Source organism: Prosthecobacter sp., assembly GCF_044373815.1.
Classification (GTDB): Bacteria; Verrucomicrobiota; Verrucomicrobiia; order Verrucomicrobiales; family Verrucomicrobiaceae; genus Prosthecobacter.
The window spans coordinates 1-9,079 of record NZ_JBIPNG010000264.1 but is presented as its reverse complement, the minus strand read 5'-3'; the positions used below and the strand labels follow the sequence as shown (position 1 = coordinate 9,079).

Genomic DNA, 9,079 nt, shown 5'->3' with positions numbered 1-9,079 from the left:
TTATTTCCATCATATTCCATAACACCTCGGCTTGTTTTCAGTGCTGCATGGAAATGGCCCTGCAGCTGGCGTTGATCAATTTTCATAACCACATTGCTGCCCATTAGCAGCAACAAGCGCAGTCGAAGAGACTGCCATAAGGACATCTTCACCGGCAGAATTGGCACACCAAGATTTCTGACGAGGCCGACGGCCCGGTGATCCCATAAGGCAAGCATTTTGTGATCTTTGCGATTGGTGATTTCGAGTTCAGGCAATCCGTGACGAACACACCATTGATTAATTCTTATCTCATCATCAGGGTCGCCAGCACGAGAGGTGAAAATTTTAACGGTCCGCCCCGTTTTAATCCAATAGCGCACTCGTTTAATCATCTGTGGTACCGGGGCACCAATATAATTCGGGCTCTTGGCGGGATCAGACCTGGCCAAAGTACCATCGAGATCCACTCCGATCCATCCACTCTTTGAATATTTTGGGTGTTGTATCAACTCTTGGTTGATTCGTTGGATTTCAAGCATCGCCTAAATGATAAACGACCTTGTGATAAATTAAGGATAAATTAAGGATAAATTCAGAGTAAATTGTGGTAACCCGGATTTGATAGGATGTAGTTCAGATGGATCGTATTATTCATAATAAAGTTATTGGAGGAGGCAGAATAAAGCTTAGGATGGTGCTCGCGAAGCGTAAGCTACCTACTGTATACAGTAATACAATAATAACGGCTCTAGTTGTGAATTAACATTTCAAGCAATAACATACGCATGGGTGGTTGTTTGTGTTGTAAATGTTGGCGTTCAGTATGGCTGCCGCCATCTTCTCGCAGTCTCCGAACTCGGATTAGGGTGAACTCATGGCGATGCCATTAATGTCGGAAGTGGCTAACACTTCACCATGATGGGGAGGCGTCTATTTCATCGCTTGACCATTATTCTGAATGCCTATTTTGTGCAAATAGGTCAAGTGATGGAGAGTCATTTTGGAATCAGCAACCGTGCCTGAGCTTGGATTCTATTGCTCGGACGAGCTTGTTCACAATTGAATCGATGAATTCATCATCAGTATATTTTTTGCCCTCGCGCTGTTTTGAATGCTCCTGTGGGGAAATATTCAAGAACTCTGAATCCAGTCTATCTCGTTGAATGCGCCACCTGCCGCCAATTTTAATCGTTGGAATGGTTCCCTTATTCACGTGGTAGTAAACAGTTGGAATGGGCATGCGCAAATACTCAGATGTCTCCCGAACTGTCATGAGATTATGATTCGCAATAGTGTTGGCGTAATTAATCATTTGAATTGGATTATTAATTTATTAATTACTATAAGTTGATGTCGCCGCATCATTTGTTATGGGTTAACCATAACTCAATTGTTGCTTAGAAACATTGGGTTAATCCATCTTGGAACTTTAAATGACAAATCATGCAATTATAAAATTGTTGCTTGATTCCGGATAGCCAGTTTTACAATTTATCGCGCAGGCGGCTGTTTGGCCTGCTAGGCCTTGCTGGAGTTGGAAGTGTTGAAGCAAGGAATCGTGTACTACCTGAAGATTCCCGTCCACTGCCGGCTCTTTTTTTTGATGGACAGCATGCGCATGCCACCGGATACCATCCGCTTTATATACATCATATTGTCTATCACGCTAATGCCTTGGCTCACCTTCCATATAAAGTTGGTGGAGGGCATCGAGAGCTAGTTGATGAAGGATACGATTGCTCGGGAAGTATTTCTTATGTTCTTTTTCGCTCAGGGTTGTTGAATAATTCTCTTACCTCAGCTCAATTTGCGAAGTATGGCAATCCTGGCCCTGGGAAATATGTAACCCTGTATGTAAAACCCGGAGAGCATATTTTTATGACAGTATGCGGCCTCCGTTACGATACATCGGGGGCGGTTCGTCATGAAGGGCCTCGCTGGCGCACAGCGCCTAGGAACTATAGCGGATTTCAGCAGCGCTGTATTCCAGGCTTGTGATGTCAATTACAACATGCTCGCTTAAGCAGGCAGTGTTTGATTAAGTAGCGGGGCATTGGTGCGCCGGGATTGATTCAGATAGTTTGTAAAAATGTTGCGCTTATGCGGCCAAATTATAAAAAAATCCATTGTGGATTGTGGCGAAATAAGTAATATATATACATTGTTACATGCAAATGTAATCCAATCTATGGATATAATGTGCCCAGTGAGTGAAACTTTAGAATCGGGTGAGAGGCAGGTTCATAAAGGAATGAATTATCACGCATGTAGAGTGCTAGGATTTGCTATTTGATAATGGCTATTCTTCGCGTTGGTCGTGCAATGGTGGCTCTTTTCAGTCTCAGGAACTTCAGGTGCGTTTCCTCGCGATGGATGTCTTCGCGCATCAGCTGGATTCGGTTTTTAAGCTGACCTTCGATTACGTTCGGATTTTATTCGACAGCAGAGACACCTTCTGCGCAGGCACAACCGGTTGGAGAAAGCGCCGGGAGAGCGTCGATTTCGTCCTTGGTGATACTGAGGCGTTCCATGATGTAGCGGAGACCTGCGAGCGCCATGTGGATCTCTTGGTTTAAGTTTCTCGCTTCTAGGGACTCGGGCTCGACTTCCTGCTGACGGGTCAAGCAGAGGTTCATACGCTCATGGGAGGCTTGCAGGGAGGCCAACTGCCCCTGCCATCTGGCGATATGCATACTAGTGATTCGCCGTTTGGTGGCAATCTCGGCGTTCTCTTGCTCTTGGATTTGGCGCGTTTCTGTGTTGATCGAGCGAAGCTCGTTGTAAATGCCGCGCTCTTTTTGTGCGCTGGTGGTGAGGATGTCGATCTCCTTGCGCAGTTCTTTTTCCTGCTGGCCCAATTGCGCGAGACGCTGGCGGGTTTCGGTTTCCTGTTGGCTGATGGCGTCGCATTGCGAAGTAGCGATGACCAGTTGATGGGTGGTGTCATTGAGAATAGCATCCATCTGCGTGCGGCGCTCAGCGGTGGCCGCCACCTGGCGAGTGAGGGTATCGATGTGCAGCTCTATGGAGGCCACCTTAGCCTGATTGGAGGAGAGGGCTTCAAGGCTTACCTCAATCTCATGCGCGAGGGAGAGCTCCTGTGCAAGGGTGGCGAGGGCGCTGCGAGTAGCTTCAAGCTTTAGCTCTTCTCCGGCTAGGATGGCGCGGGTGGCGTTAAGGCTGCCTTCTGTGTCATGCAAGTTGGCATGTAGCTCAGAGAGTTTGGAGGTGGCCTCGGTAACGTTGGCCAATTGCAGGGAGAGTTCTTTGCGAACAGATGATACGCTGGTTGAAAGGATTGCATGCTCTTCACGAGCCTGGTCTGCAGCTGCTATGGAAAATTCGCGTTCGTTCTTGCGTCGGGAAATTTGGGCTTCAACCTCGCCGAGAATGGCCTCTAGGGTGCACTGGCGGGTGGCTATGTTTTCAATCTCGTGGTCAAGCGACTGCTTGCGCTCGTCGGCATGCTGGCACTGCTCCAAAGTCTGTTGCAGTCGTGCAGCTGCGGCGGCGATCTCGGCCTGGCCTGACTCCAAGCGAATTCCCACCTCCTCATGCTGCTGGTTAACACACTGGAGGCTGATCTCAGCCTCGATGCGCTGCTTTTGCACAATTTCGAGAACGCGTCTCTGCTCCTGTGTTTGGGTATCCAGTTGTTGAGCCTGCTGCTGGAGTAGATTTATACGCTCTCCCAGCATGAATTCCTCCTCCTTGCGCTCCTGAATGCTCTGGGACAGTGAGGAAAGGTATGTCTCGGCGGCCAAGCAGTCCTCGCGAGTGGTTTGCAGGATCTGCTCGGTGGCTGTCAAGTCGGTGCGGCAGGTCTGCAGGGCGTCGGCGGAGGACTGGCGGGTGTTGACTAGGACGACGATTTCTTCTCCCAATAAACAGTGCTGCTCTCCTAGGGCTGCGAGGGCGAGTTCCATGGCGCTGATCTGGCCCTCTGTTTGCAAAAGGCGATCCGTCTGGGCGACTAGTTCACTGGTGTATTGCTGGATCTTCTGTGCGGCGGCAGCTTCGCGGTCCTCCAGCTCGGTCACAGTGCGGCCCAGGTCTGCCAGCTGCGCTGTGGCTTCTGTGCATTCATTCAAGTTGATGCCCAGCTTCTCCTCGGTGCGGGCCAGCTCTTCTCGACATAAGTTCAGAGCCACGGTGGCGGATTCTTCGTCGGCACGCAGATTTATCAGGGCGACCTCACTTTCCCCTCGCTGCACCAAAAGGGCAGCGAGGGCCTGATCCTGACGCTTGGACTCTGCGCGCAACTCCTGCAACGAGGCAGCTGTCGCATTGCTCTGACCTGATAGTTCCGCAAGCGTGGCTTTTGTGTGCCAGCGCTCATAGGTTGCCTTCGAATCATCTGCCGCCGCAGTAATTTCCGCCAATCTCCCAATCGAACCTTGTGACTTAAGGATTGCTTTGGTGTTACAATCGCGGTCTATTTCAATGAAGTTCAGACTCATAATTTAGATTAATTTATTAGAGTTAAAGTCTTGGAATAGGTTTTGTAGGCTCACTTTGAAACTTATGTTTGGTCAAATTATAGTATGTAAGATATTCTACAGGACATCAAAGTTATTGGAGGGTTAACCCAGGATCTCGGTGACGAGTCCATTTACTGACCTCCCAGACTTGGTCATACGAACCACGGATATTTGGGGGGGGGGGCTGCAACCTGCTGATTTCCCCGCTGTGGTGAGTAAATGGCGCGAGCCAAGAATGATGCCTTTGCAAAACGCAACGTGTGGAGTTTGTTCAACGCGTACTTGAAGGAGGTCAATCTCGCGCAGTTGCCGAAACGCACTGAGGCGCTGCATGGCCTCCTCGACACGCGCGTGGGACTGCATCCATGAGCAATCCCACCCGAATCAAACGCGAGCACTACCAAAATCTCATTGGTCGCCAGATCCTAGCGAACCACTGGGATAAAATGGAGGGCAAAGCTCCTCCCATCCTCGCCCTATGCGATCGCTATCTCGATGGTCATGCTGCACCGCCGCAGTGCTTGCCTAACCCGGAGGCAACGCTACTGGCCACCTGGATCACCATCTGTGATCTGAATTCACGCGGTCCAGTTGGTCACTTTAGGGCGGGACTGCTCATGTTGCCTCCGCATCCCTTCATCCCTGCGTTTATCGCAGTGCCGGGATGAAGTTGGTGGAAGTGTACTTTGTCGGTGCATTATTTTGGTATGCCAGCAAGGCATCATCTTGAAAACGGGCATCAACGCAATTCATTCTGGGAGCACGGATGCGGATCCTGCGGAGTGGCTGGTGACGCACGAGATTCTGGAGAGGGAGATTACAAAGGTGAAATAAGCGAAGGCCGCGCACTCGGGAGAGAAGGTGAATAGTCGCTGGAAGAACGGTTTTTAGCCTAGTTGATCGATTCATGATTTTGAGATGTATGGGATTCGGTTGGTGCGTTTATAGGCCGTCAACATCGCGGGTTTTGCGACTGCCAGACAAACTCATACCATCTAGGAATCACCCTAGCCAACACGGACGTTTTACCGATATGCTTGGCGACCCAATCTGTGCTGCAGTTTGTTGTGCCTAGCCACGGAGTGGCTCTCCTCGGCAAACACTTCCCACCAATGACCCAAGCCAGCTACCAAACTCCAGCTATCAGTTGTGCCCGTATCAAAACAGTCTTGCTGTGGGGATCGCTCTATGGCGCGGTGTTGTCGCTGGCACCTGGTTGCCTTAGTGGATTACTCTCCATGCCCGGCGAAGCGGCTACCGTCATCCTCTCGGGCGCAATGACTGGGATGATTGTGTCGGCTGCGCTCTTTCCGGTGCTCGCACGGTGTAAGCGATGGCAGGCTGTTGGCTTGGGTGTGGTGGCGTTGGGCCTGGGCGTTGCGCGGGGACGGGGGGGGGGGGGGGTGGGGGGGGGGGGTGGGGGGGGGCGGGGGGGGGGGGGGGGCGGCATTCGCAGCCAACCCCAGGCACTGATCCTGACAGCAGGCACCGAGGCCGACGTGATGCATGCTCCCACTCTGCTGGAGAGCGTCGATGCGAGACATGTGCTCATGGACAAGGCTTATGACAGCGATGTACTGCGGGAACTCATCGCGAGCAAGGGCGTGAAAAGCTGCGTCCCGCCGCGCCGCAACCGGGTGGCACCTGCGACTTATGAGCTCTACAAGAAGAGGCACCGGATGAAGAAATTCTTTGAAAATCAAGTGGATGCGCCGCGTAGCCACGCGTTATGACAAAACCGATTTTTCCTTCATGGCTTTTGTCTTGCTGGCCATCTGTAGTTTATACCTCAGAAACTAGTTTAAAAAACGCTAAAAATTATAAAATTTGTAAAACGATCGAGCCCAGTGCTGATATAGTAACGCGAATTAATTTAGTGATTTGCGGTTAGGCTCCGTATCTAGCCTATCTTCGGCAGAATTCAGAATCAATTCATTGAAGCGTTCCGCAAATGACTGCTGCACAATTGTTTCATCGAGAACAGCGAGCTTTTTCGGTTCGCTTATAAGGTCCATACGAGCAAGCACACCAAGCCTGCGGCAATGACACTGATCAACAGCATGGCCTGCCACGATGATTCGGGTGGTGGCGGAGCGGGTGGGGGCTTTTTCTTCATGCGTGCGCCAAAATACGCGGACGCGACGACGACGTAAGATGAGGTAAAGAATCAGAAATCGAGGTAGATCTCAGCGCGGCGGTTGTGGCTTCGGCCTTCGGGATCGTCAGTGCCATCGGATTTTTTATTGGGGCTAAGCGGCTGGGCTTTGCCGAGGCCGGTTGTTTCCACCTGTCCGGCAGGCACGCCGAGGAGGGCCAGTTGCTTCTTGACCGATTCGGCGCGTCCGCGTGAGAGGCGGATGTTGTAATCATCCTCGCCTTTTTCATCGGTGTGGCCGGCGATGCGCAGTTTTTTGGAAGGGTCCGCCTGCATGAGAGAGGCGATAACTTCGAGTTGTTTTAGCGCACGGGGGTGAAGTTCGGCGCGGTCGTATTCAAAGTAGAGGGCGAGGGATTCGCCGCCCTTGGGATTCTTCACGATGGGCGTGTAGGGCACGCCGAGCTTGGAGGCGCTTTTGGCGAAGGAGCCGAGGATGTCGGAGAGATTGAGCCCCACGATTTTCCATGGCTGGGCGATGTCAGCGCGCTTGAGTTCCACGCCAAATTCGGTGTTCTGCTGGAGCGACTCCGACTGCACCTGTGCAATGACCCAGGAGACTTCGGGATTGGCGACTGTCACGATGAGCGGTTTGGCCGGATTGAAGGAATACTGACCTTCTTCAAAGACGATGCAGAGGCCGAGGAGACGCTCGACCGGGACTTTTTTGTCATCAACAAAAGCGCGTGCGGCGTTGAAGTCGTGCTTCAGAAGGTGGCGGACAAAGTCACTGGCAAAAGCCAGCGCGTCAGTGCCATCTTCCACCTTGAAATGCGATTTCATGGCGGCAGCAGCAGCGATAAGTGCCAGTTCCGGATTGCTAGTTATACTTGGGTCAGGTGAAGCTGGGAGAGGGGACGGCATGGCGGCGATGGCGCTGCTCATGGCTTTTGGCAAGGTGGCTTTGGCAACTTTCCACCCCATTTTTTCATCACGCTCCAAGTCCAACTGAATGCGCACGGTTTCCTGCGAGCCTGCCATGACAAAAGGAAGGGTGATGCGGGTGCGGTTCTCGACAAGGCCGAGCAACTCCACCTGATCCTCCGCTGCTGGTTTGTAGCCCATGGAGGCGAGTTTTTCGAAGAGCTTGGCGGCGCTGTTTGACTGCTCTGCATCTGAGGCGGCTGCGAGCTTGCCTGCGGTGGCAAAATCTCCCGTGGTGAGGCTGCGCACCAGCTGTCTGCCCAGATCCAGCGGACGAGCGAAGGCAAAGGTCAGAGGTGCAGAGATCGGGGGCTCCGGAGGCTTTAGCATGGGGGGCGGGGCAGGAACTGCGGCCTTGGTGGTTTCAGCGGCAGTTTTGGCAGCTGCAGCAGAGGTGCCTGCCTCTTCATTAATGTTGTCCATTGGGGCCTGTATTCTCTTTTTGGTCATCAGGAAGAAAATCGCGGTGGTAAGGACGAGTGCTGCAACGACAATGAGAAAAGGCACATGACTGCTGCCGTAAACGGATCGAGAAGGCGGGGGGCGTCGAGGTATTTGCATGGCTTGGATTAAGGTGGCTTATTAAATGCAGGGAAATTGATTTTGTGTGGGCCGGGGGCGAGTTGGCCCTAGACGTGGCGCGTGGACGGGGGGGCTTTCGACTCATGATTAGATGCTGGCGTCCAAAATAAGGAGGCCCCTTTTTTAGAGATGGATGTATTAAAGGCTGCGAACGACCCGTTGGCCGACATATGCTGCCGTCACATCTCAAGGCAGACTAAAACGGATCGCGCAGCGAGCATCAGCGGCCGAATTCATCCAACTGCCAACTCTAACGACTCAGGTTTTACCCGTGTCAGGACCATGGAGATTGTTCTGCACTAGTGCTGTCGTCCCGTTAGTTGGAACATAGAAATCCCAGCACCACTTGGACACGTTGCCTGCCTTGTCATGATGGCCGAATCCGTTGGGCTGAAAACTACCAATAACAGCTGTGTAGGCTTTGCTGCTCATCAGGGCAGTCGCTGTTCCTACACGCTGACTTTTAGCCATAGCTCAAACGTTCAGGGCAGGCTTTGATACAGCATTCTTACCGACACGGGACTGGCCCATGAAAGTGGCACCTTCTTCGATGGCGAGCGTTCCTGCAGATATGTCGCCAACGAGGATGGCGTTGTTCTTGATTTCGCAGCGCTCCTGGACGGTGATGTTGCCTTCGACTTTGCCGAAAATAATGGTCGAGCGAGTTTTTACCTCGCCCTTGATCATCGCGTTTTCACCGATCGTGAGGCTGCCGCTAGAAATGACTTCACCTTCGATCTTACCGTCTATGATAAGATCGTCGGAAAACTTTATGGAACCTTTAATTACGACGTCGTTGGCGAGAATGTTCTTTCGAGTGGTCATAAAGGAGGATGAATGCTGATGTTGTGAAGGGGATGTCGCGGAAAGAATGGGCGCCCGCTTAACCAGAGGAGGCGGAGGGGAGGACTCAGAACGCCGCTCGTCCTTTTGCGCTTCGATTTGTCTAATCATG

The 9,079-nt window shown here is 52.0% G+C and carries 10 protein-coding genes; 4 read left to right on the top strand and 6 right to left on the bottom strand.

From position 1 onward, the window contains the following. Window positions 1-521, bottom strand: a 521-nt coding sequence (locus ACIREA_RS19705) for a hypothetical protein (RefSeq protein WP_397384050.1), incomplete at its 3' end; no start/stop codon positions are given. A gap of 467 nt (window positions 522-988) precedes the next feature. Then, on the bottom strand, window positions 989-1,255 hold the full coding sequence (locus ACIREA_RS19700) for a helix-turn-helix domain-containing protein (protein WP_397384052.1): 267 nt from the start codon (window positions 1,253-1,255) through the stop codon (window positions 989-991). 191 nt (window positions 1,256-1,446) lie between these two features. Here ACIREA_RS19700 and ACIREA_RS19695 point away from each other — a divergent pair, with 191 nt between their 5' ends. Continuing rightward, complete coding sequence (locus ACIREA_RS19695; protein WP_397384049.1) at window positions 1,447-1,980, top strand: peptidoglycan endopeptidase; 534 nt, start codon at window positions 1,447-1,449, stop codon at window positions 1,978-1,980. A 434-nt stretch (window positions 1,981-2,414) separates the two neighbouring features. Here ACIREA_RS19695 and ACIREA_RS19690 read toward each other — a convergent pair whose 3' ends face one another. Beyond that, window positions 2,415-4,442 (bottom strand): hypothetical protein, encoded by a 2,028-nt coding sequence (locus tag ACIREA_RS19690; protein WP_397384048.1) that lies wholly within the window; start codon window positions 4,440-4,442, stop codon window positions 2,415-2,417. 240 nt (window positions 4,443-4,682) lie between these two features. Here ACIREA_RS19690 and ACIREA_RS19685 point away from each other — a divergent pair, with 240 nt between their 5' ends. The 3 genes from ACIREA_RS19685 (at window position 4,683) to ACIREA_RS19675 (ending at window position 6,196) form a co-directional block, all read left to right on the top strand. Then, window positions 4,683-4,832 (top strand): hypothetical protein, encoded by a 150-nt coding sequence (locus ACIREA_RS19685; protein WP_397384047.1) that lies wholly within the window; start codon window positions 4,683-4,685, stop codon window positions 4,830-4,832. Then, window positions 4,829-5,131, top strand: coding sequence for a hypothetical protein (locus ACIREA_RS19680; RefSeq protein ID WP_397384046.1), 303 nt, complete (start codon window positions 4,829-4,831; stop codon window positions 5,129-5,131). The genes ACIREA_RS19685 and ACIREA_RS19680 overlap by 4 nt, the downstream gene beginning before the upstream one ends. Window positions 5,132-5,575: 444 nt before the next feature. Further along, window positions 5,576-6,196 (top strand): transposase, encoded by a 621-nt coding sequence (locus tag ACIREA_RS19675; protein WP_397384051.1) that lies wholly within the window; start codon window positions 5,576-5,578, stop codon window positions 6,194-6,196. A 434-nt stretch (window positions 6,197-6,630) separates the two neighbouring features. Here ACIREA_RS19675 and ACIREA_RS19670 read toward each other — a convergent pair whose 3' ends face one another. From ACIREA_RS19670 to ACIREA_RS19660, 3 genes are all read right to left on the bottom strand, one after another. Continuing rightward, the gene (locus ACIREA_RS19670) at window positions 6,631-7,965 is read right to left on the bottom strand and encodes an OmpA family protein (protein WP_397384045.1); all 1,335 of its coding nucleotides are present in this window, start codon (window positions 7,963-7,965) and stop codon (window positions 6,631-6,633) included. 417 nt (window positions 7,966-8,382) lie between these two features. Then, a complete protein-coding gene (locus tag ACIREA_RS19665; RefSeq protein WP_397384044.1) occupies window positions 8,383-8,556 on the bottom strand; it encodes an SUMF1/EgtB/PvdO family nonheme iron enzyme in 174 nt (57 codons plus the stop codon). Window positions 8,557-8,598: 42 nt separating this feature from the next. Further along, a partial coding sequence (locus ACIREA_RS19660; protein ID WP_397384043.1) for a polymer-forming cytoskeletal protein occupies window positions 8,599-9,079 on the bottom strand: 481 nt, incomplete at its 5' end.

Excerpts from the sequence above, each read along its gene's own strand:
- ACIREA_RS19685 (WP_397384047.1), top strand. The coding sequence starts at position 4,683 with ATGGCGCGAGCCAAGAATGATGCCTTTGCAAAACGCAACGTGTGGAGT.
- ACIREA_RS19680 (WP_397384046.1), top strand. The coding sequence starts at position 4,829 with ATGAGCAATCCCACCCGAATCAAACGCGAGCACTACCAAAATCTCATT.
- ACIREA_RS19665 (WP_397384044.1), bottom strand. The coding sequence starts at position 8,556 with ATGAGCAGCAAAGCCTACACAGCTGTTATTGGTAGTTTTCAGCCCAAC.
- ACIREA_RS19700 (WP_397384052.1), bottom strand. The coding sequence starts at position 1,255 with ATGACAGTTCGGGAGACATCTGAGTATTTGCGCATGCCCATTCCAACT.
- ACIREA_RS19670 (WP_397384045.1), bottom strand. The coding sequence starts at position 7,965 with ATGGACAACATTAATGAAGAGGCAGGCACCTCTGCTGCAGCTGCCAAA.
- ACIREA_RS19675 (WP_397384051.1), top strand. The coding sequence starts at position 5,576 with ATGACCCAAGCCAGCTACCAAACTCCAGCTATCAGTTGTGCCCGTATC.
- ACIREA_RS19690 (WP_397384048.1), bottom strand. The coding sequence starts at position 4,442 with ATGAGTCTGAACTTCATTGAAATAGACCGCGATTGTAACACCAAAGCA.